The 22,860-nt window shown below is 61.8% G+C and carries 23 protein-coding genes; 7 read left to right on the top strand and 16 right to left on the bottom strand.

Features of this window, described 5'->3' with window-relative positions; translation table 11 throughout:
• Positions 1-9: 9 nt before the first annotated feature.
• The 6 genes from ASC80_RS09110 to ASC80_RS09090 form a co-directional block, all read right to left on the bottom strand.
• Positions 10-234 carry a hypothetical protein gene (locus tag ASC80_RS09110; RefSeq protein ID WP_200941160.1) on the bottom strand — a complete coding sequence of 75 codons (225 nt, stop codon included), beginning with the start codon at positions 232-234 and terminating at the stop codon, positions 10-12.
• Positions 234-1,112 carry a cytochrome-c oxidase, cbb3-type subunit III gene (ccoP, locus tag ASC80_RS09105; RefSeq protein ID WP_056295321.1) on the bottom strand — a complete coding sequence of 293 codons (879 nt, stop codon included), beginning with the start codon at positions 1,110-1,112 and terminating at the stop codon, positions 234-236. The genes ASC80_RS09110 and ccoP overlap by 1 nt, the downstream gene beginning before the upstream one ends.
• Positions 1,103-1,273: a cbb3-type cytochrome c oxidase subunit 3 gene (locus ASC80_RS23020; RefSeq protein WP_082512458.1), complete on the bottom strand. Its 171-nt coding sequence runs from the start codon at positions 1,271-1,273 to the stop codon at positions 1,103-1,105. The genes ccoP and ASC80_RS23020 overlap by 10 nt, the downstream gene beginning before the upstream one ends.
• Positions 1,270-2,007: a cytochrome-c oxidase, cbb3-type subunit II gene (gene ccoO, locus ASC80_RS09100; RefSeq protein WP_056295864.1), complete on the bottom strand. Its 738-nt coding sequence runs from the start codon at positions 2,005-2,007 to the stop codon at positions 1,270-1,272. The genes ASC80_RS23020 and ccoO overlap by 4 nt, the downstream gene beginning before the upstream one ends.
• A 5-nt stretch (positions 2,008-2,012) precedes the next feature.
• Positions 2,013-3,674, bottom strand: a complete 1,662-nt coding sequence (ccoN, locus tag ASC80_RS09095; protein WP_200941159.1) for a cytochrome-c oxidase, cbb3-type subunit I — start codon at positions 3,672-3,674, stop codon at positions 2,013-2,015.
• Positions 3,675-3,817: 143 nt separating this feature from the next.
• Positions 3,818-4,414 (bottom strand): Crp/Fnr family transcriptional regulator, encoded by a 597-nt coding sequence (locus ASC80_RS09090; protein ID WP_244487211.1) that lies wholly within the window; start codon positions 4,412-4,414, stop codon positions 3,818-3,820.
• Between the two features lie 294 nt (positions 4,415-4,708).
• Here ASC80_RS09090 and ASC80_RS09085 point away from each other — a divergent pair, with 294 nt between their 5' ends.
• The 4 genes from ASC80_RS09085 (at position 4,709) to dusA (ending at position 8,986) form a co-directional block, all read left to right on the top strand.
• On the top strand, positions 4,709-5,485 hold the full coding sequence (locus tag ASC80_RS09085) for a Crp/Fnr family transcriptional regulator (RefSeq protein WP_082512457.1): 777 nt from the start codon (positions 4,709-4,711) through the stop codon (positions 5,483-5,485).
• 143 nt (positions 5,486-5,628) lie between these two features.
• Positions 5,629-6,804, top strand: coding sequence for an NnrS family protein (locus ASC80_RS09080; RefSeq protein WP_056295309.1), 1,176 nt, complete (start codon positions 5,629-5,631; stop codon positions 6,802-6,804).
• Positions 6,805-7,086: 282 nt separating this feature from the next.
• Positions 7,087-7,887 (top strand): GGDEF domain-containing protein, encoded by an 801-nt coding sequence (locus tag ASC80_RS09075; protein WP_244487210.1) that lies wholly within the window; start codon positions 7,087-7,089, stop codon positions 7,885-7,887.
• A 94-nt stretch (positions 7,888-7,981) separates the two neighbouring features.
• The gene (gene dusA, locus ASC80_RS09070; RefSeq protein ID WP_082512456.1) at positions 7,982-8,986 is read left to right on the top strand and encodes a tRNA dihydrouridine(20/20a) synthase DusA; all 1,005 of its coding nucleotides are present in this window, start codon (positions 7,982-7,984) and stop codon (positions 8,984-8,986) included.
• A 9-nt stretch (positions 8,987-8,995) separates the two neighbouring features.
• Here dusA and ASC80_RS09065 read toward each other — a convergent pair whose 3' ends face one another.
• The 6 genes from ASC80_RS09065 to ASC80_RS09040 form a co-directional block, all read right to left on the bottom strand.
• Positions 8,996-9,508 (bottom strand): TIGR02281 family clan AA aspartic protease, encoded by a 513-nt coding sequence (locus ASC80_RS09065; RefSeq protein WP_056295302.1) that lies wholly within the window; start codon positions 9,506-9,508, stop codon positions 8,996-8,998.
• Between the two features lie 22 nt (positions 9,509-9,530).
• Complete coding sequence (locus ASC80_RS09060; RefSeq protein ID WP_056295861.1) at positions 9,531-9,755, bottom strand: DUF1289 domain-containing protein; 225 nt, start codon at positions 9,753-9,755, stop codon at positions 9,531-9,533.
• 55 nt (positions 9,756-9,810) lie between these two features.
• A complete protein-coding gene (locus tag ASC80_RS09055; RefSeq protein ID WP_056295299.1) occupies positions 9,811-11,412 on the bottom strand; it encodes a sensor histidine kinase in 1,602 nt (533 codons plus the stop codon).
• 226 nt (positions 11,413-11,638) lie between these two features.
• A complete protein-coding gene (locus ASC80_RS09050) occupies positions 11,639-12,643 on the bottom strand; it encodes an inorganic phosphate transporter (protein ID WP_056295296.1) in 1,005 nt (334 codons plus the stop codon).
• 12 nt (positions 12,644-12,655) lie between these two features.
• Positions 12,656-13,297 (bottom strand): DUF47 domain-containing protein, encoded by a 642-nt coding sequence (locus tag ASC80_RS09045; RefSeq protein WP_056295294.1) that lies wholly within the window; start codon positions 13,295-13,297, stop codon positions 12,656-12,658.
• Positions 13,298-13,430: 133 nt separating this feature from the next.
• Complete coding sequence (locus tag ASC80_RS09040) at positions 13,431-14,300, bottom strand: NAD(P)-dependent oxidoreductase (RefSeq protein ID WP_056295291.1); 870 nt, start codon at positions 14,298-14,300, stop codon at positions 13,431-13,433.
• 336 nt (positions 14,301-14,636) lie between these two features.
• On the opposite strand from ASC80_RS09040, the gene ASC80_RS09035 reads away from it, so the two are divergent.
• From ASC80_RS09035 to ASC80_RS09025, 3 genes are all read left to right on the top strand, one after another.
• Positions 14,637-15,764, top strand: a complete 1,128-nt coding sequence (locus ASC80_RS09035) for an Mrp/NBP35 family ATP-binding protein (protein ID WP_056295288.1) — start codon at positions 14,637-14,639, stop codon at positions 15,762-15,764.
• Between the two features lie 164 nt (positions 15,765-15,928).
• Positions 15,929-17,017 (top strand): TRAP transporter substrate-binding protein, encoded by a 1,089-nt coding sequence (locus ASC80_RS09030; RefSeq protein ID WP_056295286.1) that lies wholly within the window; start codon positions 15,929-15,931, stop codon positions 17,015-17,017.
• Between the two features lie 171 nt (positions 17,018-17,188).
• Positions 17,189-18,277: a TRAP transporter substrate-binding protein gene (locus tag ASC80_RS09025; RefSeq protein ID WP_056295283.1), complete on the top strand. Its 1,089-nt coding sequence runs from the start codon at positions 17,189-17,191 to the stop codon at positions 18,275-18,277.
• 174 nt (positions 18,278-18,451) lie between these two features.
• On the opposite strand, the gene ASC80_RS09020 is transcribed toward ASC80_RS09025, so the two are convergent.
• From ASC80_RS09020 to ASC80_RS09005, 4 genes are all read right to left on the bottom strand, one after another.
• Positions 18,452-20,299: a TRAP transporter large permease gene (locus ASC80_RS09020; RefSeq protein ID WP_056295858.1), complete on the bottom strand. Its 1,848-nt coding sequence runs from the start codon at positions 20,297-20,299 to the stop codon at positions 18,452-18,454.
• A 2-nt stretch (positions 20,300-20,301) separates the two neighbouring features.
• Positions 20,302-20,898 (bottom strand): TRAP transporter small permease subunit, encoded by a 597-nt coding sequence (locus ASC80_RS09015; protein WP_056295282.1) that lies wholly within the window; start codon positions 20,896-20,898, stop codon positions 20,302-20,304.
• A 213-nt stretch (positions 20,899-21,111) separates the two neighbouring features.
• Positions 21,112-22,101, bottom strand: a complete 990-nt coding sequence (gene moaA, locus ASC80_RS09010) for a GTP 3',8-cyclase MoaA (RefSeq protein ID WP_244487230.1) — start codon at positions 22,099-22,101, stop codon at positions 21,112-21,114.
• A 156-nt stretch (positions 22,102-22,257) separates the two neighbouring features.
• The gene (locus tag ASC80_RS09005) at positions 22,258-22,725 is read right to left on the bottom strand and encodes a hypothetical protein (RefSeq protein WP_056295278.1); all 468 of its coding nucleotides are present in this window, start codon (positions 22,723-22,725) and stop codon (positions 22,258-22,260) included.
• Between the last annotated feature and the right edge of the window lie 135 nt (positions 22,726-22,860).

Raw genomic sequence — 22,860 nt, 5'->3', positions numbered from 1 at the left:
TGTTATTGCCTATCCTCCGGATCGTGCCGGTGAGCATGACGATGATGCGGCGCTGTACTGGCCGCTTGTGGCCGTCTCGCCGCGTCTGACATGCGTGACGCAATCGGGTTGTGAGGTCGTCGCCACATAAACGAGATGCGAATTGGCGGCGACCAGAAGCAGCAGGCCGGCGCCGACCAGCGTCCAGATCATCGCTCTGGATTTGTGCGATGTTGCTGGTGCGGCCCCGTTCATTATTTCGGATTCCTCAAATCGGTGAGGTGGAGGGTGAGGATTTTGCGGTCGAGCGGCGACAACCGGCCTTCCCATGACGGCATGTGTCCCTGTCGGCCGCTCCAGACCGTGTCGGTGACCGACTGCAGATCGCCACCATAGATCCAGAATTTGTCGGTGAGGTTGGGCGCGCCTAGTTCGGTGTTGCCGGTGGCGTTGTCGCCATGACATGACGCACAGTTGGTTGCGAACAGCGCCTTGCCGGCGGCGAGCTTCTTTGCATCGATGCCCTTCGCCGATGCCGGATCGGACAGCGACCGGACATAAGCCACGACATCATCGACCTCGCCGGATTTCAGCACGCCGTCGCGGCCGAAGGCGACCATCTGCGACGTGCGGGTTTGAGGGTGGGCCGTGTTGATGCCGACGCGGATGGTTTCGGCAATCGCCTCTGGGTCGCCGCCCCACAGCCACGACGCGGTGGTGAGATTGGGGTAGCCCTTGTTGCCGAGCGCCTTGGCGCCGTGGCAGGCGGCGCAATTGTCGCCGAACAGGGTGTGTCCGGTTTCGCGGACCGACCGCATCAGAGTCTTGTCGGCGAGAATATCCTTGTAACTCTCGCTTTCGACCCGCTGCGTCCATGTTCCGCGATCGAGGGCCGCTTCCTTGAGGCTGTCTGCGAGAATCTCGCGCTGGTCGATGCCGAGAAGCCCCTTGGTGTAGGTCACGCCTACCGGCCATGCGGGCATCAGCACCCAGTAACCGACCGAGAACAGGAAGGTGATGATCAGGAAGAAGTAGACCGGCCGCGGCACCGGCGTATTCAGTTCCTTGATGCCGTTCCATTCATGCCCGGTGGTGGCCTGTCCGGTGTAGGGATCGCGCTCGATCACACCCATGGCTTGTCCTCCTTGGTGAGGATCGACTGGGCTGCATGATCGAAACGTTTCCGGTTCGAAGGCCAATAGGCGTAGATCAGCACGCCGATCGACAGCGCGATCAGATAGAACAGTCCGAAGGACTTCGAGAAACCAACGAGAAAGTCATGCTCGACGGTCATTTCGTTCCTCCGGCATCAGCGACTGGCTTGGTGGCGGCATCGGTCAGCCGCCCGAGAATCTGCAGGTAAGCAACCAGAGCATCCATCTCGGTGACGCTTCCGGGGTTGCCGTCGAACGCGCGCACGTTGGTCGCAGCACCATAGCGTTTGGTTACGCCATCGGCATCGGATGAATCCGGCGCCGCCTGTCCGTAAGCATCGGCTCGCGCATTCGCGATCATGTCGTCGGTGTATGGCACGCCCACCGCGCGTTGCGCCTTGAGATGGTTGCTGAGGTCATCAACCCGCAGCTCGGTCCGCTTCAGCCAGGCATAGGCCGGCATGACGGATTCAGGCACCACGTCGCGCGGGTTGTTGAGATGTGCCGTTTGCCACTCGTCGGTATACTTGCCGCCGATGCGGGCGAGATCGGGTCCGGTGCGCTTGGAGCCCCACAGCATCGGGTGATCGTATTTGGACTCAACCGCGAGCGAGTAGGGACCGTAGCGGTCGACCTCATCGCGCAGGGTACGGATCATTTGTGAGTGGCAAGCGTAGCAGCCCTCGCGGATGTAGATATTACGCCCGGCGAGTTCGAGCGGCGTATAGAGCCGCATGTTCGGCGCGTCTTCCACGGTCTGGTGAATCGTGAAGAGGGGTGCGATCTCGACGATGCCGCCGATGCTTGCGACGCCGATGATGCCCAGCACCAGTCCGATGGTCTTGCGTTCCAGCCGATAGTGAAACCCGAACATGTTCGTCACTCCCCCGGCTGCAGGGCGGGTACGCCGCCGGCAAGGACGGCATCGGGTTTGTCACTGACCTTCTCCACCGCGCCTTCCGGAGCTGTGCGGATCGTCATCCAGATGTTGTAGCAGCCGATCACTGCGCCGATCAGGAACAGCAGACCGCCGACGGCGCGCGCGATGTAGTAGGGATGCATCGCGACCAGGGAGTCGGTGAAGGAATAGGCGAGGGTGCCGCTCTCGTTGTAGGTCCGCCACATCAGCCCCTGGATGATGCCGGAATTCCACATCGCGAACACGTAGACCACCGTGCCGGCGAGGGCGAGCCAGAAGTGCGCCTCGACGAGAGCGGCCGAATACATGCTCTCGCGTTTCCATAGCCACGGCACCGATGCGTAGATCGAGCCGAAGGTGATCATCGCGACCCAGCCGAGTGCGCCGGCGTGAACGTGGCCGACCGTCCAATCGGTGTAGTGCGACAGCGAGTTGACCGAACGGATCGCCATGAACGATCCCTCGAACGTGGTCAGGCCGTAGAACACTGCAGCGACCATCATGAAGCGCAGCGTCGCGTCGTCACGCACCTTGTGCCAGGCGCCGTTGAGCGTCAGCAAAGCGTTGGCTGCGGACGCCCATGATGGCACCAGCAACATCACCGAGAAGGTCATGCCGAGTGTCTGAACCCATTGCGGCAGGGCCGTGTAGTGCAGGTGATGCGAACCCGCCCACATGTAGAAGAACGTGATGCCCCAGAAGCTGATGATCGACAGCCGGTAGGAGAAGATCGGGCGCCCTGCGCGGATCGGCAGGTAGTAGTACATCATGCCGAGGAAGCCGGAGGTCAGGAAAAACGCCACCGCGTTGTGGCCGTACCACCATTCCGTCATCGCGTCCTGAACGCCGGCGAACAGCGAATAGCTTTTGGCGCTGCCGATCGACACCGGCACAGCGAGGTTGTTGACGATGTGCAGCATCGCAACGACCAGGATGAACGCGAGGTAGTACCAGTTGGCGACGTAGATGTGCGGCTCCTTGCGGCGCGCCAGCGTCCGCAGGTAAAGCACGAAATACGCGACCCAGACGATCACCAGCCAGATGTCGGCGTACCATTCCGGCTCGGCATATTCCTTCGACTGGGTGATGCCCATCATGTAGCCGGTGATGGCGAGCACGCAGAACAGGTTGTAGCCGAGCAGCACGAACCACGGGCTGAGCTGATCAGGCATGCGCGCGCGCGAGGTGCGCTGCATGACGTAGAACGAGGTCGCGATCAGTCCGTTGCCGCCGAAGCCGAAGATCACCGATGTAGTATGCACCGGCCGGAGACGGCCGAAGCTCGACCATCCCGCATCGAACGTGAGATCGGGATTGACCAGAAGCCACGCCACCCAGTCACCGATGGCGAGGCCGAACACCGCCCAGACCATCGCGAGGATGATTCCGACGCGGCTCGGATCGTCATAATAGAGGGCGAGCCGATTCTCTAAGGGCTCAGAGTCGTAGTAGCCCGAGCCGACCCAGAAAACGCCGAGAAGGCCTGCGACCAAGACCAGGGCGCCGTGAGCGCCGAGCGGATCGTTCCGGCCAAGAATGGCAAAGACCAATCCGCAGACCGCGAGCGCCATGCTGATCATGATGGCAAATTGTCGCTCGGAGCGGGTGAGTTGGGCGATCATGCGCGGAAAATCCTGTCCATCAGCAGTGACGTGCCCTGAGAGAGCACTGTCGGAATGCATAGCAAACCGACCGGTTGCAACATTGATTTGGATCAAATAGCGGGAACGCCAGGTATGGTTTGAAAGGAGTCCGTTGTTTCGGATTACGCTGCGGCAAATTCCTCGAGGCGGTCCGCACGCAGCAGGCGCACGCCGCCGGGGACAATGAGGATGAGTTTTTCCTTGGCGAGCCTCGTCAGGGTCCGGCTCACCGTTTCGATGGTCAGGCCGAGATAATCGGCGATATCTTGCCGGTTCATCGGGAGCGGCAATGTCGCGGAAGAATAGCCCGCGCCGCGCGTCCGGTCGCGCAACATGATGATGAAGGCGCTGACGCGCTCGTCGGCGGATTTGCGGCCGAGCATCACGATCTGGTGCTGAGCCAGCCGCAGTTCGTTGTTGGAAAACTCATGCAGCCGTTTCAGGAAGTAAGGCTTTCGATCGACGAAACTGGCGAAGACCTTGCGCGGAAACTGGCAAACCGACACGTCGGTGACGGCATCCGCCGAAAAGTCGAATATGCTGAGCAGCGAGAGTCCGAGGAAGTCGCCGGGTAATCCGAACCCGAGAATGTGCCGACGGCCGCCGGGAAGCATCCGATAGATTCGCACCATCCCTTCGGTGATGCTGAAAACATTCTCGGCCGTTTCGTTCTCGGTCGCGATGTTTTCACGGACGCCGAACTTTCGGGGGCGGTTCATGGCCTCGAGTTCGCTGAGATCCGACGGATTCAGGACCGAACACACACTGATCAGGCGAGCCTTGCAGCGGGTGCATCCGTTGGGCCGATGATGCGCGCAAACATCAGCGGCCCTGGTCAAGACTTCGGACATTTCGCAAAGACCTTGAGTATGAGAACCTCAACGAAACACTCCTAAATGATACAGGCGTCTTTGATCTGGATCAATGTGACAGGAACGCGCTGCGCCCATGATGCTGGCACGAACCGGTCGGCGGCGCCACTCACACGGCGGACCGGGTGAGGATGAGTCCAGATGCAGCGCCTGATGCATGATACGCGTGGCAATTATGGCCAAGTGCGGGGTCCGGGAGAGTCCGGGGCCATCCAGTACGATTGTGTGCCGATGTTCGGGCGATCCCGATTCTTTCAGGGGGTTGCCCCGGAGTTGCTGCGGCAACTGGCGGCTGACGGTACGCGCAGGCGTGTGGCCCGCGATACCGAACTTTTCAGGCAGGACGATCCGTCGTCGACGCTCCTGATGATCCTGGAAGGGAATGTGAAGCTCATCTATCTGACGCCGGAAGGCGGCCAGGTGGTGCTTGGGTTGCAATTGCCCGGCGATCTCGTCGGCTGCGCGGCGGTTTTCCGCAAGCGGCCGTACCCCGCAACGGCGGTGGCGGCGAGCGATACCCTCGTCATCTCATGGCACGCCAGCTACATATTCGACGCGATCGCTGGTATCCCGCAACTCTCGTCCAACGCGCTCGCGATCGTCAGCGACCGCGCCGACGAATTCATGTCGCGGATGCGTGAAATGGCGCAGGAGCCTGTCGACCGGCGGCTGGCGCGCAATCTCATCCGGATCGTCGAGAAGCAGGCAGCCGTCGCTCCCGGCGAGGCGGAAGCCCGTGATATCAGCATGTCGCGCCGCGATCTTGCCGATCTTTGCGGAACGACACTGTTCACGGTCAGCCGTATCCTGCAAGTGTGGGAGCGGGCCGGGATCGTCCAGTGCGGCCGCCGTCGCGTCGGGGTGCTCAACCCCGATCGTCTTCGCGGTGTTGCGGCGGGCGCGGGGATCGTTCGCTGACGCGTTTTACATCGACTAAGGCCGTGAATCAGATCGGCTGGATGTTTGCGCAACATCAATGAATCGTCGATGCGGTCGCGGCTAGTGTCAGCGAAGCACGCGCACCGGTGAACCCGCGCGTCGTCCGAAAACGAGGACTCGTGATGGCCATTCCGCGTTTGCGCGCCTACGAAGGAATTCCGCTCTTCAGCTACGGATTCCGTCCGTTCTTCCTGTTCGGCGCGCTCTACGGCGCCATCGCCGTTCCTCTCTGGATTCTGACCTATCTCGGCCATCTGGACCTGCCGGTACTGTTTCCCGCGGTGGAGTGGCACGCCCACGAAATGATCTACGGCTATCTCGCCGCGGTCGTGACCGGCTTTCTGCTCACCGCGGTCCCGAACTGGACGGGGCGGCTGCCGCTCAACGGCTGGCCTCTGGTCTTGTTGCTGACGGTGTGGCTCGCCGGGCGCGTCGCAGTTGCGATGTCGGCGAAACTCGGCTGGGCGGCGACAGCGATGATCGACTGCGCGTTTCTCGTCGTCGTCGCGTTGGCGATGCTGCGCGAGATCGTCGCCGGGAAGAACTGGTCGAATCTCAAGGTGCTGATCCTTGTCGGCATCTTCATCGCCGGGAATGTTGCATTTCATCTTGAACTTCATTTTACGGGCACGGCCCTCTATGGCCGCAAGGTTGGCGTCGCTGCAGCGATCATGCTGATCACGCTGATCGGCGGGCGGATCGTGCCAAGCTTCACGCGCAACTGGCTGGCCCGCAATCAGTCCAAAAATCTGCCGGCACCGTTCGGCAAGGTCGACATGATCGCTCTTGTGGCCGGGCTTGTGTCGCTCATTGGCTGGGTGATCGCGGAGGACAGCCGTGTCACCGGCTGCCTCCTGCTGCTCGCCGGTGGTCTGCATCTCGTGCGGCTCTACCGCTGGCAGGGCTATCGCACCACGCGCGATCCGCTGGTGCTGATCCTGCACATCGCCTACGCCTTCATTCCGGTCGGGTTCATCGTGCTGGCCGCGGCTGCCTTCGGGCTCGCGCCGCCGACCGCGGGATTGCATGTCTGGACCGTCGGCGCGGTCGGCGGCATGACGCTTGCGGTGATGACCCGTGCGACGCTGGGCCACACCGGCCGCGCCCTGAAGGCCGACGTACTCACCTGCGTGATTTATGCTGCCATCATCCTTGCAGCGCTGCTGCGGGGTGTCGCGGCTTTTGCGCCGGAATGGGGCGCCCACTGCCTCGTGATCGCGGCTGCGCTGTGGTCGGCAGCATTCCTGACATTCGGCTTCGGCTACGGCCGTGCATTGACCTCGCCGCGGGTTAGCTGAACCGGTTTTACTGTTTCCCTGAATGCCAGTTGGCCGCACTTGCAGGTATAGAATTCCTTAACGCCGCAGCTATAGTGCAAAGAGAGGAGTCAAACCCGCTAGGCTGCTGGATCACTGATGAGAGATGAGGCAGACCACGCCGCTATACTTCCGTCGGCCGACGTTCGGGCACGTCTCTACGATCAGGCGTTAGGTTTTGCCCGCATTGGCGTATGGGAATGCGAGCTTGCGACGGAGCGCCTGACCTGGACTTCGGGCGTCTACGACATCTTCGGTTATCCGATGGGCAATCCTCTGCGACGCGCCAGCATCGTCGATCTCTACACCGACGAGTCCCGGCGCAATATGGAACTCGCTCGGGCGGAAGTGATTCGAACCGGCAATGCGGGATGCCTTGACGCCGAGATCATGACCTGGCGCGGCGAAAGGCGCTGGATGCGACTTTCCATCAACGCGATCGGGGAAGCTGGACGGACCGTTCGGATCTTTGGCTCGAAGCAGGACATTACCTCCGATCGTCATGCACTGGAGAACTTGCGGCGGCAGGCCGAAACCGATTCACTCACCGGGCTCGCGAATCGCTCTGTTTTTCAGGCGCGGTATCTCGAAGTCACTCATGACAGTCTGAACTATGGTTCAGCCTCGGCGCTGGTTCTGATCGATCTCGACCGTTTTAAGGAACTGAACGACACGTTCGGTCACGCGGCTGGAGACGCATGCCTGCGCGAGGTCGCGATGCGATTGAGTCGGGCGTTTTGTAATGCCGGCCTGGTCGCGCGCATTGGTGGTGATGAGTTCGCGCTTATCTTGCGTGCTCCGGTGGTTCCGGCCCAAATCGTGCGTGTGCTGCAGGAGACGGTTGTCATGCTGTGCCGGCCGTTGTTCTGGAACGGTCTTCGCCTCGAGATCGGAGCTTCCGTCGGAGCCACTCTCGTCGGTCGCCCCCATCGCCGACGGATCACCGAGTTGTTCGCAGAGGCCGACACTGCGCTGTATGACGCGAAGGCCGCTGGCCGCAACAGGGTCTACCTGTTCAGTCATGAGGGGGGCTGTCGCTCGGCTAGTCTGGAAGCTATAGCGTAACCACAGGCTCGACGATTTCGCGTGTTCTAGCTATATATAGCGGGTATAAATGACGACTAAGTTGTGAGAAAAGTCGTCGATAGCGTTGAAATATATGATACCTCGCAAAAATACGGTCACTAGATTTAGTGTAGCGCCCATGATGGATTGGACCGACCGGCATTGCCGGGCGTTCCATCGTGAGCTGACGCGCCATGCGCTGCTCTATACCGAGATGCTGACCACGGGGGCGATCATCCATGGCGACCGCGAGCGGCTGCTTGGGTTCGATGCTTGTGAGCATCCGGTGGCGCTTCAACTCGGTGGATCGAATCCGCAAGATCTCGCTGCAAGTGCGCGGATCGGCGAGGATTTCGGCTACGACGAAATCAATCTCAATGTCGGCTGCCCGTCGGATCGTGTAAAGGACGGCCGGTTCGGTGCCTGCCTGATGGCCGAGCCGCAGCTGGTTGCCGACTGCGTTGCTGCGATGAAAGCCTCTGTGCAAGTTCCGGTCACAGTGAAATGCCGGATCGGAGTCGACAATCAGGATCCGGAGATCGCGCTCGATACGCTGGCGCGTGCGGTGGTCGACGCCGGTGCCGATGCGGTGATCGTTCACGCCCGCAAGGCATGGCTTGATGGATTGTCGCCGAAGGAAAATCGCGACATCCCGCCGCTCGACTACGATCGCGTCTATCGGCTAAAGGCGGCGTTGCCGGCAACGCCGATCGTCATCAATGGCGGTATCCCCACCATCGCTGCCGCGAAAGACCATCTCGCGCATGTCGATGGCGCGATGCTCGGCCGTGCGGCCTATCAGGAGCCGTGGCAGTTGCTTGATGTGGATCCTGAACTGTTCGGCGCACCGGCACCGCACGCGTCGATGCATGAGGCGATCGAGGCCTTCATTCCCTATATCGAAGATCAGCTTGCGCGCGGCGTGCGGCTCCATGCCATCACGCGGCACATGGTCGGCGCGTTTCATGGCGTGCCCGGTGCACGGGCATTTCGCCGGGCGCTTGCGGAGAGGTGCACCCCGGCTGACGCCGGAATCGATTCGTTGCGTCAGGCGGTTAGCCTGGTGAGTTCGCGTGAATTGTCGCCGGTCGCCGCCTGATCGCCTCGGCTACGGATAGCCCTGCAGCACCAGTTTTTCCGGGCGGACTTCCCAGCTTTCCAGCCGGTTCAGGAAGCTCATGCCGAGCAGGTTGGTTTTCATCTGGCCGCGCGGCACCACCAGCGCGGGGACCGACAGTTCAACCAGCTTGCCGATGGCCAGGCGATCGAGCGTCAACCGCGCTGCGCGGACGCGGCCGCCGGCGGTTTCGACGTCCACATTGTAGTGGGCAAGCTCGATCGGCAGGCCGGCGGCTTTCGCAGTCTCATAGGTCAGCACCACCGATGTCGCGCCGGTGTCGATCACCATCGGCGTCGCGACGCCGTTGATCCGGGCCCGGAGTGCGAAGTCGCCGTTGTGGGATCGTGAAACCTCGACCACGCGCGCGCTGCGGTGCTTGTGCTGATACACCGCATTCAGCAGCGAATGCTTCGCATTCTGGAATCCTTTCGGATCCTGGATCGCGAACAGCGAGCTTCCGGTCGCCACCAGAACGATCATCACAAGAAGAAACCGGGTCACTGCGCACCTGCCACGGCAAACGTTACGAATCTTGAGATGTTTCCTGCAGTCGCTTGGTCAGCGCCGGCAGCACGTCCATGCCGGCGCCGGTCATCCGCTGCGTCAGCGTCGCCATGATCGCGAGTCGCCCAGCCGAATCCATTCCGTGCCATTTGGCGATCTCGGGCAGGGTGCGGCCGCAGCCCATGCACAGGCTGGTCCGGGGATCGATCATGCACACCGCGATGCAAGGCGTCTCGTTGGCCATCGGCGACATAAAGAAGGATTGGATCGATTGTGCAAGCCATCCGTGGGCTCATCGTTCAAAGCCCCGTGCCCGCGCTCATGATCGGCTTGTGACGTGGCCGGCTCTTGTCGTTGACGATACCATCCGGCCGTTCGGGCTGCAGCGGCGGCGCGGTTTCCTGCATCGGCGCAAGCGCGGTCATGACGCGCTCGGGCGGGAAGGTGATGATGACCTCGGTGCCGATGCGCAGCTTCGACTTGAGGGTGAAGGTGCCGCCATGCATGTCGATCAGGCTTTTGGCGATCGGCAGTCCGAGCCCGGCGCCCTGTTCGGCGGACTTGATCGAATTCGACCCCTGACCGAACGACGCCAGCACGATCGGAATCTCGTCTTCGGGGATGCCCGAGCCGCTGTCCTTGACGCTGAGATACTGGCCGCCGGACGCTGTCCAGCCCGCCTTCAGCCAGATATCGCCGCCCTGCGGGGTGAACTTGATCGAGTTCGACAGCAGATTGAGCACGATCTGGCGGGTGGCGCGCTCGTCGCCCCACAGCTTCGGCATGTCCCTTTCGAACACTTCATGGATGGTGATGCCGCGGCTCGACGCCCGCAGCTTGAGCAAATGGTGGCAGTCGGCGACGACATGCACCAGCGACACCGGCTCCTCGTTCAATTCGTACCGGCCGGCCTCGATGCGCGACAGATCGAGGATCTCGTTGATGAGGTTGAGCAGGTGGACACCGGAATTGTGGATGTCGGCGGAGTAATCCTTGTAGGCCTCGACCGCATGGGCGCCGAAAATCTCGCTCTGCATCACCTCGGAGAAGCCGAGAATGGCGTTCAATGGCGTGCGCAGTTCGTGGCTCATCTGGGCGAGAAAGCGCGATTTGGAGACGTTGGCGGCTTCGGCGCGATGCCGCGCTTCGTCGGAAATCGCTTTGGCCTGTTCGAGCTCGCCGATCAGCGCATCCTTTTCGGCGCGCGCCTCGAGCGTCGCCAGCGTCGTCGAATGGAGGCGGTGGGCGAGCAGGGCGAAATAACATTCGGCCGTAACCGCAAGTGCGGCAAGGATATAGTCGTCGAAGGTGCCGCGAAGCACGAAGTTCACGGCGATCGCGGTTGTCACCGGAATGGTCGCGGCGAAGGCGGCGATCGGCAGGCTTGCCGCCATCATGCTGGAGACGGCCACCACCAGCAGCATGACGAACAGCATCAGCGTGTTGGAGACGACGTCGATGCCCGATGGATGAATCAGGATCAGCGTCCACGACAGGCCGTACAGCAGATCGAGGATCACGAAACGCCGGCGCCATTTCTGAGTATTGGCCGGCGAGGGCGCGACGTTCAGGAATTTGGTGCAGTAGCGGATGACGACGGCGTGGATCGCGAGAATGCCGCAGGTCCATACCGCGGCGCTGACCGCCGGGACCCAGAAGCTCGACAGCAGGCCTGTCGCCACGACCAGCAGCATCACCACCAGCGAGGCGGAGAGGCGGGTCTGCGCGTACTGGCGCAGCAGTTCGTGGTCGAAGGCGGGGCGCGTTCCGCTGGTCGAGGTCAGCCGGTCGCGTGCTTCCCGCACGCGCTGCGAGGCCGCCCGCCTGTTCCGCGATGAACCAGCAACAGCTGTTTCACCCGGAATCGAAGCGATATCGGGGTTTTCGGCGGGCTTACTCATCGACCACTACAAATCCTGAACGCTTACGCACGGCGCTTGTCGCTGCCGCTTATTTCTTACGACAAATGATTAAGAGGTGCCTTAAAGAGCAATCCACTTGGGTTAACAGACAGTAAATTTTCAACTGTCGTGCGAACTGCTTTCAGCCCCGTCGCGCGATGCGTGTGGACGCATTTCAGCCGTCCCGGGCGGGTCTGGCCGCACGAAAACGGAGCCGGACGAAGGCCTAGTTGAAAATCGGGAGAAGCTCGTAGACGAGGATCGCGACGATCGCAGAGGCGGGGATCGTGATGACCCAGGCAACCACGATCGAACTCGCGACATTCCACCGCACGGCGGACAGGCGCCGCGCCGAGCCGACGCCGACAATCGCGCCGGTGATGGTGTGCGTGGTCGAAACCGGAATACCGAATCCGGTAGCGGCGAACAGCGTCAGGGCGCCGCCGGTTTCAGCACAAAAGCCCTGCATCGGCGTCAGGTGGGTGATGCGACTGCCCATGGTGCGGACGATGCGCCAGCCGCCCATCAGCGTGCCGAGCGCCATCGCCGACTGGCAGGCGAGCACCACCCAGAACGGGACGTGAAAGGTCGCGCCGCCATAGCCTTGCGAGAACAGCAGCACGGCGATGATGCCCATGGTTTTCTGGGCATCGTTGCCGCCGTGCCCGAGCGAGTAGAGCGAGGCCGAGCCGAATTGCAGGATGCGAAACGCGCGATCGACCATGAACGGCGTCGAACGCGCCGACAACCACGACACGATCGCGATCAGGATCAGTGCCAGGACGAATCCGACCAGCGGCGACACGAAAATGGCGGCAATGGTCTTCGTCAGCCCGGTCCACTGCATCGCCGACAATCCGGCTTTGGCGAGGCCCGCGCCAACCAGCCCGCCGATCAGCGCGTGCGAACTCGACGACGGGATTCCGAAATACCAGGTGACGAGGTTCCAGACGATCGCGCCCATCAGGGCCGCGAAAATCACCTGCGGATCGACGATGCCGGGGTCGATGATGCCGGTGCCCAGCGTTTCGGCGACATGGAGACCGAAGAACAGGAATGCAATGAAGTTGAAGAAGGCGGCCCAGAACACCGCATATTGCGGCTTCAGCACCCGCGTCGACACGATGGTGGCGATCGAGTTCGCGGCGTCGTGCAGGCCGTTGAGAAAATCGAAGACGAGCGCGATCCCGATCAGGACGACCAGCAAGGGAAGGGCGAGTGTGGGGTCCACCGAGCTGGCCTTCTAGACCTGTTCAATCACGATACTATTGATCTCGTTGGCGACGTCGTCGAAACGGTCGGCAACCTTCTCAAGGTGATCGTAGATTTCGGCGCCGACGATGAAGTCCATCGTGTTGGCGTCGCGATAACGCAGGAACAGCTCTTTCAGTCCGAGGTCGTGGAGGTCGTCCACTTTTCCTTCCAGTCGCGTCAGTTCCTCGGTGATGGCCGAGAGCGTCGCGACGTTGGTGCCGATCGATTGCAGCAGCGGAATCGCGCGCACCACCAGCGCCGCGCAGTGAGCGATGATGTTTCCCATCTCCCGCATCGGGAGTTCGAACTCACGGACCTCGAACAGCGTCACCGCCTTCGCGGTCTGCTGCATCTGGTCGATGGCGTCGTCCATCGAGGTGATGAGGTTCTTGATGTCGCCGCGGTCGAACGGGGTGATGAACGAGCGGCGGACCGCCATCATCACCTCGCGGGTGATGGCGTCCGCCTCGTTCTCATGCTTGTTGATCTTCTCGCAATAGGCGTCGATCTCGTCGCCACCGCGCAACATGCCTTCGAGGGCCTGGGCCCCATCAACCAGGGTTAGGGAGTGGCGGGCGAAGAGTTCGAAGAATTGATCCTCTTTCGGTAACAACGCCCTGAACCAACGCATTTCTGCCGCTCCCGCCGAACCCCGAATAGCCCCGTTGTTAGAGCATTTTGACAGTGGGATGACTGATTTTTTGCCCCTGCAAAAGGGTCATCCACCGGTTTAGCCGACGGGACTGGATCGGCTGCGGCGACGGTCAGCGCTGCAGCCGGGCCAGCAGGCTGGAGGTATCCCAGCGCTGTCCACCCATTTTCTCCACTTCGGCGTAAAAATTGTCGACCAGTGCGGTCACCGGCAGGCTGGCGCCGTTGCGGCGGGCTTCGGAGAGGCAGATCGACAGGTCCTTGCGCATCCATTCGACGGCAAAACCGTGGTCGTATTTGCCGTCATTCATGGTCTTGTAGCGGTTTTCCATCTGCCAGGATTGCGCGGCGCCCTTGGAGATCGTCTCGATCACCGACTGGATGTCGAGCCCGGCCTTCTTGGCGAAATGGATGCCCTCGGCAAGGCCTTCGACCAGCCCGGCGATGCAGATCTGATTGACCATCTTGGTGAGCTGGCCCGAGCCGGCGGGGCCGAGCAGCTTGCACATCCGGGCATAGGCCGCGATCACCGGTTCGGCGCGCTTGTAGGCCGCCTCCGAGCCGCCGCACATCACGGTCAGGACGCCATTCTCCGCCCCAGCCTGGCCGCCGGATACCGGCGCGTCGACGAACTGGAAGCCGCGTTTTGTCGCTTCGGCGTCGAGCTGGCGCGCCACTTCGGCGGAGGCGGTGGTGTGATCGACGAAAATGGCGCCCGACTTCATATTGCCAAAGGCGCCGTCGGGACCGAGCGTCACCGCGCGCAGATCGTCGTCGTTGCCGACGCAGGCCATCACAAAATCCTGCCCTTCGGCTGCGGCAGCGGGCGTCGCCGCGGCGCGGCCGCCGAATTTCTCGGCCCAGCTCTTCGCCTTCGCGGCGGTGCGATTGTAGACCGTGACGTCATGGCCGCCCTTGGCCGCGAGATGTCCAGCCATCGGGAAACCCATGACGCCGAGACCGAGAAATGCGACTTTCGCCATATCCAGAACCTTGTTTTTTAATTCGAGTGTTTGTCGCGGAACGGTAGTTTCCGCGGCTGCGCGCCGGCACCATAACCGCATCGACATGAAGGGCAACGCCTTCGGCCGCGCCGCTGTCCCGTCTTTTGGAGGGTGACCGTGCCGGGCGCCAGGTGCTAGGATGAGGACGGAGCGGAGAGTCTATCCAGACCACGCGCGCGTCCGGTTGCGGGCTGCGAACGAACCCACCGATTTCAGGTTTGATTTCTGGATACATGGCGGGCCGACCGGCGGGATTGCGCGCGAATGCCGGCGCGATCTTGTCTGCGATCGAGCCGGGCAGAAGGAGAGTGCAAGTTGAGCGTCACCAAACAGCAGGTTCTCGATAGTCTCGCCAAAATCATGACGCCGCGGGGCGTGCCGCTGACCGCCGCCAACGTGTTGTCCGAGGTCGTCGTGACCGACGGCAAGGTGTTCTTCTCGATCAATGTCGATGCCGCTGAGGCGCGTGCGTGGGAGGATGTGCGCGGCCGTGCTGAAGCCGTCGTGCGCGCGACGCCCGGTGTGACGTCGGCGCTGATCGCGCTGACCGCCGAGCGCAAGCCGGGCAGTGCGCCCGCGCCGCGTCCGGCCCCGCAAGGGGTGAAGCCGGTGGCCAGCCATCGGCTGCATGGTGCGCCGGCGGATTCGCCGATGGGCAAGCAGGCGGCGATCCCCGGCATCACGTCGATCATCGCAGTTGCATCCGGCAAGGGCGGCGTCGGCAAGTCGACCACGGCGCTCAACATCGCGCTGGCGCTGCGCGACCTTGGTTTGAAGGTCGGTCTGCTCGATGCCGACATCTACGGTCCGTCGGTGCCGCGCCTGACCGGGATTCACGAAAAACCGCAACTCAACGACAGCAAGAAAATGATCCCGCTGCAGCGCTTCGGCCTGCCGCTGATGTCGATCGGATTCCTCGTCGAAGAGGAAACGCCGATGGTCTGGCGCGGGCCGATGGTGATGTCGGCGATCCGGCAGATGCTGTGGGAAGTGGCATGGGGCACTCTCGACGTGCTGGTGGTCGATATGCCGCCGGGCACCGGCGATGCACAGCTGACCCTGGCCCAGCAGGTGCCGCTCAAGGGGGCGGTGATCGTTTCCACACCTCAGGATCTGGCGCTGATCGATGCCCGTCGCGGCATCGCGATGTTCGCCAAGGTCAATGTCCCGACGCTCGGGATCGTGGAGAACATGAGTTATTTCCAGTGCCCCGAATGCGGCACCCGGTCCGACATCTTTGGCCATGGCGGTGCGCGCCATGAGGCCGAGCGCCTCGCGGTGCCCTTCCTCGGCGAGGTTCCGTTGCACATGGCGATTCGTGTCGCATCCGACTCCGGCCAGCCGGTGATGGAAAGCGAACCTGACGGTCCCCACGCGAAGATCTATCGGGCGATCGGGGAAAAGATCAGGGATCAGCTGCAAGGCCTGAAGGCCGCGGGCTGATCCACCATCCCGGGAGCGGGGGATCGCCTTGCTTCCCCGATTTATTCGACTTTCGTTGAATCGGACGGTGTGTGCATGTTGCCGCGTTTTCCGGCGCGGGGTTCCGTGGTACAGAGCCCGCTCTTGGGACAGAACAAGAAAAGTCCCCAATCAGGAGATGCCTTATGAAGCGTCGTGAGTTTTTGAAAGTTTCGGCAGCAGGCGCGGCGGCAGCCGCAGTTGCCTCGCCGGCCATCGCCCAGTCCTCGCCTGAGATCAAATGGCGTTTGACCTCGAGCTTCCCGAAGTCGCTCGATACGATCTATGGCGGCGCGGAGTTTATGGCGAAGCAGGTCGCCGAAATGACCGACAACAAGTTCCAGATTCAGGTGTTTGCTGCCGGTGAAGTCGTTCCCGGTCTGCAGGCGCTCGACGCGACCTCCAACGGCACCGTCGAAATGAGCCACACCGTTTCGTACTACTATGTCGGCAAGGACCCGACCTTCGCGATCTTCGCGTCGGTGCCGTTCGGCCTGAATGCCCGCCAGCAGAATTCGTGGTGGTACCAAGGCGGCGGCGAACAGCTCGCCAACGCCTTCTTCAAGAAGTACGGCGTCATTGCGCATCCGGCCGGCAACACCGGCACCCAGATGGGCGGCTGGTTCCGCAAGGAAATCAAGACCGTTGCCGACCTGCAGGGCCTGAAGATGCGTATCGGCGGCATCGCCGGTCAGGTTCTGGCGAAGCTCGGCGTCGTGCCGCAGCAGCTCGCCGGCGGCGACATTTATCCGTCGCTCGAGAAGGGCACCATCGACGCGGCCGAGTGGGTCGGTCCGTATGACGACGAGAAGCTCGGCTTCAACAAGGTTGCGCCGTTCTACTACTATCCAGGCTTCTGGGAAGGCGGACCGACGGTTCACACCTTCACCAACCTCGAGAAGTTCAACGCGCTTCCGAAGAACTATCAGGCGGTTCTCGCCAACGCCGCAGCCAACACCAACTCGTGGATGGCCGCGCGCTACGACATGCAGAACCCCGGCGCGCTGAAGCGGCTGGTCGCCAACGGTACGCAGCTTCGTCCGTTCAACAACGAAGTGCTGGACGCCTGCCTCAAGGCCACCAACGAACTGTGGGCCGAAATCTCGGGCAAGAACGCCGAGTTCAAGAAGGCGATCGAAGCGATGCAGGCCTACCGCTCGGATGAGTATCTGTGGTGGCAGGTGGCGGAGTACACCTTCGACAGCTTCCAGATCCGGTCGCGCACCCGCGGCTGATCCGGCTTCAGCCGATCACGTCAAGCCCGGCCTTCGTAAGAAGGCCGGGCTTTTCGTGTCCGGCCGATAAATCCCGATAGATTCCGGTCGGCGTTTGTTCCATTCTTCGGCCAAGCCTCAGCAGGTTTAAGCAAAAAAGGGCGAGCACAATGACCCCATAGGGAGAGAAACATGAAACGACGTGAGTTTATCAAGACCGCCGGCCTGGGTGCTGTCGGTGTTGCGGTTGCCGCCCCGGCGATCGCTCAGTCATCGCCGCAGATCAAATGGCGTATGACGTCGAGTTTTCCGAAATCGCTCGACACCATTTATGGCGCCGCCGAAGTATTCGCCAAGGCTGTCGCCGAGGGCACCGACAACAAGTTTCAGATTCAGGTGTTCGCAGCCGGCGAAATCGTTCCCGGTCTGCAGGCGCTCGATGCGGCCTCCAACGGCACCGTCGAAATGGCCCATACCGCTTGCTACTACTATGTCGGCAAGGATCCGACCTTCGCGATCGGCACCTCCGTGCCGTTCGGTCTGAACAGCCGCATGCAGACCGCCTGGCTGCAGGTCGGTGGCGGTGCCGAGTTGTTCAATGAATTTCTCAAGAAGCACCACGTGATCGGTTTCGCGGCCGGCAATACCGGTTGTCAGATGGGGGGCTGGTTCCGCAAGGAGATCAAGACTCCGGCCGACCTCAACGGACTCAAGATGCGCATCGGCGGCTTTGCCGGCAAGATCATGTCGAAGCTCGGCGTGGTGCCGCAGCAGGTCGCCGGCGGTGACATCTATCCGTCGCTGGAAAAGGGCACCATCGATGCCGCCGAGTGGGTCGGTCCCTACGACGACGAGAAGCTCGGCTTCCAGAAGGTCGCGCCGTACTACTACTATCCCGGCTTCTGGGAAGGCGGGCCGACGCTCCACAACATCGTCAATATTGACAAGTGGGAATCGCTGCCGGCCAGCTACAAGTCGATCATCAAGACCGCATCGTCGCTCGCCAACGAGACCATGCAGGCGCGTTACGACGCCTACAATCCACCGGCGCTGAAGCGGCTGGTGGCCGGCGGCACCAAGTTGCAGCCGTTCTCGACAGCGATCCTCGACGCCGCATCGAAAGCGTCGAATGAGATCTACGCTGAAACGTCGGCGAGCAATCCCGACTTCAAGAAGCTCTACGATCACATGGCGGCGTTCCGCAACGACCAGTATCTGTGGTGGCAGGTCGCCGAATACGCCTTCGACTCTTATCAGATCCGCAATCGGACGCGCGGCTGATCGTGCATTGATCCCGTGATGCAAGAACCCGGCCTTCGCGAGAAGGCCGGGTTTTTTGTTGTCTTGGAGCTTTTGCTGCCGATGGAGTGAGGTGAAGCCTCGGGCTTTGCCTTGACGCGTTTTCTTGACGCGAGCCGGTGCCCGCGTCGCTCGAAAACACTATGGCCGTTGGCGCTACTTGAAGCCGGCGGGTGGTCCGAGATCGAGTTGCGGGATATCGATCTGCGGGATTTCGATCTTGACCTTGTTGGGATCGACGGTCGAGAGCGCGCCTTTGTAGTGCATGACCATCGAGGGGAACAGGATCACGAGGAGGACCATGATCACCTGGATGATCACGAACGGCACCGAGCCCCAGTAGATCTGCCCGGTCGTTACCGGCTCCATGCGCTTGCCGCTGATGCGATCGGTATAGGCTTCCTTCGGCGCCACCGACCGCAGGTAGAACAGGGCGAAGCCGAACGGTGGATGCATGAACGAGGTCTGCATGTTGACGCCGAGAATGACGCCGAACCAGATCAGATCGATTCCGAGTTTTTCCGCGGCTGGCCCAAGCAGGGGGATAATGATGAAGGCGAGTTCGAAGAAGTCCAGGAAGAAGGCGAGGACGAACACGAACGCGTTGACGAAGATCAGGAAGCCGGTCTGCCCGCCCGGCAGCGAGACCAGCATCTCCTCGACCCAGCGATGGCCGTCGACGCCGTAGAAGGTGAGGGAGAACACGCGGGCGCCGAGCAGAATGAAGATGACGAAGGCCGACAACTTGGCGGTCGATTCCACGGCCTGGCGGGTCAGGTCGAACGACAGCCGCCTTTTGCCGATGGCAAGGAGCAAGGCACCGGCAGCGCCCATCGCACCGCCCTCGGTCGGTGTTGCGACGCCGATGAAGATCGTTCCGAGAACGAGGAAGATCAGGCCGAGTGGCGGCACCATGACGAACACGACCTGTTCGGCCAGCTTCGACAGGAGTTTGAACGGCAGGATCTTGTTGAGGACGGCGACCGTGAATGCCAGCGCCACGACAATGGTCATGGTCAGAACGACGAAGTCGGCGCCGCCCTTGACCGTGGTCATCTGCATGATCTCGATGGCGGCAGCTGTCGAGCCGACCAGCACCAAAAACAGCGATATCGTCATGGTGCGGATGATGCCGATGAAGGGCTTGGTCAGGATGCCGAGCAGGATCACGAACCAGAACCAGTGCCGGATCGCGGCGTCCGTCGAAATCGTGTCGAACACCGGCGCGGTCCAGTCGAACAGGCCGAGCTTGACCGCGAAGAAATAGGCGGTCGCCGCGGCCGACAGTCCGGCCAACGGCAGGATCAGCGGATGTTCCGCGGTTTCGGGTTCGCGCAAGGTCTGGGCTTCCAGCGGCAGGCCGGGAACGGCTTTCGGCGCAAACACTGTCAGCAGGAAGATGTAGCCCGCGTAGAGCAACGACAGCACGATACCCGGAATAAACGCCCCTTCGTACATGTCGCCAACCGAGCGGCCGAGCTGGTCGGCCATCACGATCAGGACCAGCGATGGCGGGATGATCTGGGCAAGGGTACCGGAGGCCGCGATGATGCCGGTGGCGACGCGGCGGTCATAGCCGTAGCGCAGCATGATCGGCAGCGAGATCAGGCCCATCGAGATCACCGATGCGGCAACCACGCCGGTGGTCGCGGCCAGCAGCGCGCCGACAAACACCACGGCATAGGCGATGCCGCCGCGGATGCTGCCGAAGAGCTGCCCGATGGTTTCGAGCAGGTCCTCGGCCATGCCTGATCGTTCGAGGATTAATCCCATGAATGTAAAAAATGGGATCGCCAGCAGCGTCTCGTTGCTCATGACGCCATAGACGCGTTCGGGAAGCGCCTGCAGGAAGTCCGGCCGGAATAAGCCGAGCTCGATGCCGATGAAGGCGAACAACAGGCCGTTGGCGGCGAGCGAGAACGCGACCGGGTATCCCAGCAACAGGAAAAACACCAGCGACGCGAACATGATCGGCGCCATGTAGTGAATGAACAGAGCGGTCATCATTATTGTTTATCAGCCGAGATCGCGTCGACGAGGCGGGTGGCTTCCAACGCCGCGATTTCCTGCGCGCTCAGCGCAAGCGTGTTCGGGTCGGGCAGCAGTCCCTTCATGATCGCAGCGCGCTTGATGATCTCGGAAACCGCCTGAACCAGCAGCAGCGCCATCCCGATCATGATGAGCGATTTGGCCGGCCACTGCGGCAGGCCGTTGGCGTTGAACGATTGTTCGTTCTGCTGATAGGAGACGAGGAAGAACGGGATCGAGGTCCAGATCAGGATCACGCAGAACGGCACCAGGAAGAAGACGTGACCGATCATGTCGATCCAGCTGCGGACTTTCAGCGGAAACAGATGATTGATGATGTCGATCTTGATGTGCTCGTTGTTCAGCAGCGTCCACGGCGAACACATCAGAAACACGACCGAGAACAACACCCACTGCAGTTCGAGATAGGAATTCGACGAGACGTCGAAGATCTTGCGAACGGTGGCGTTCACCGACGAGATGATCACGGCGATCAGGATTAGCCACGATATCCAGCGGCCGACCCACGTCATGAACGTGTCGATGCCGCGGCTCAATTTCAGGAGCGCTTGCAAGTCAGGTCCTCCCCAAGATCGCTTCGGCGCTTATCCATGCGTCCCGGGCATGGTGACTTTTGCAGCCGATTGTGCACGAAGCCATCTCACCAAACCAGCGCCCCAAGCCGCCGTCAATTGGAAGTTTGTTGATTTCAAAGCAAAAAAAGCCCGGCTTTGCGGCCGGGCAATCTATGTCAAAGAAGGGGGCAGTCCGCGCAACAATCGGACGTTTCAACCGCCGGTGACGCTCATATGGCGGCTGACGCTCGGGCGATTGTGGCGGCGGTCGATGATGAAATCGTGGCCTTTCGGTTTGAGTCCGATGGCCCGGTCGATTGTCGCCGCGAGCAGTTCGTTGTCGGCGGAGGCACGAAGCGGCTTGCGCAGATCGGACGCGTCTTCGTGGCCGAGGCAGGTATGGAGCGTGCCGGTACAGGTGATGCGGACGCGGTTGCAGGATTCACAGAAATTATGGGTCATCGGCGTGATGAAGCCGAGCCGGCCACCGGTCTCGCTGACGCGGACATAGCGGGCCGGGCCGCCGGTGTTATCGTCGATGTCGGTCAGGGTATATTGCGCCGAAAGCCGGGCACGGACCAGCGACAGCGGAACGTACTGGTCGATCCGCCCGCCGGCGATGTCGCCCATCGGCATGACCTCGATCAGGGTCAGGTCCATGCCCTTGCGGTGCGCCCAGTCCATCAGCGAGGGGATTTCCTCCTCGTTCATGTTCTTCAGCGCGACCGCGTTGATCTTCACTTTCAACCCTGCCGCCCGGGCCGCTTCGATACCGGCGAGAACCTTGTCGAGATCGCCCCATCGGGTGATCGTCCGGAACTTGTCGGGGTCGAGCGTGTCGAGGGAGACGTTGATCCGGCGAACGCCGCAATCGCTCAGCTCGGCGGCATGGCGCGCAAGCTGCGAACCGTTGGTGGTGAGGGTGAGTTCGTCCAGCGCGCCGGTGTCGAGATGGCGCGACAGCGAGCGCACCAGCGACATCATATTGCGCCGGACCAGCGGTTCGCCGCCGGTCAGCCGGAGTTTCCGCACGCCCTTGGCGATGAACGCCGAGCACAGCCGGTCAAGCTCTTCCAGGGTTAGCAGGTCGGCCTTGGGCAGGAAGGTCATGTCTTCCGACATGCAATAGAAGCAGCGCAGGTCGCAGCGGTCGGTCACCGAAACGCGGAGATAGCTGATGCGGCGGCCAAACGGATCCGTCATGGCCGAAGATTCGTGAAGTGCCGTGTCGACGTTCGTGGTCATGTCCCAGATCGCGTCCTGATGTCGCGAGGTGCCCGCATCACGCGGAATTCTCATCGCTCACCTGCCAATGTAGGCACCGGATGGAGCGGACACAACGCGAATATCGTAGATCGTTCAGCGGTTTTGCGGGGGCGGCGGTGGCGGGAAGGGCGAATTCGCCTGAGCCGCCGGTGCGGCCGCAGCCGGAGCCGCGGCTGGCGCTGCCGCCGCCTTCGGAGCCCGCTTCGCCGGGGCCCGTTTGCGCGTCTTCTTCGGGGGCACCGCAGGCCTCAGTTCTGCGACCACCGGATTGGGGTCGAGGACCGGAGCTGCGCCGGTCTGCTTGATGACCTGAACCGGAACCGTCTCCTGTTCATATTTGGCAAGCGTGTAGGTGACGGACAGATTTTCGGCGGCCGCAACCTTGACCACGCAAGGTGTCTTGCAGCCCGGTCCGGCGGACGTCACCGCATCCGCGCCCTGAGGAACGGAATCGAGCTGCAATTCGACCTCGACAGGGGTCGATTTGAACAGGTCCATCGATGACATTGAGGAACAGCTTGCAAGGCTAAGCCCTGCTGCAACGATCGCGATAACACGCATGATACATCCGTCTTGTAATGCGGCGAGCCGCCACAGTCCCCGGCGCGACCATAGGAGCGTCCGGAAGGGCGCGCAACCGGTGGAATATTCATTCCAGGTGAGGTTAGTGTTCGAACAGATCTGATAATATCAATC

Origin of the sequence: Afipia sp. Root123D2 (genome assembly GCF_001425835.1) — a bacterium.
Taxonomy (GTDB): domain Bacteria; phylum Pseudomonadota; class Alphaproteobacteria; order Rhizobiales; family Xanthobacteraceae; genus Afipia.
This window is presented reverse-complemented; position numbering and strand designations above follow the sequence as displayed.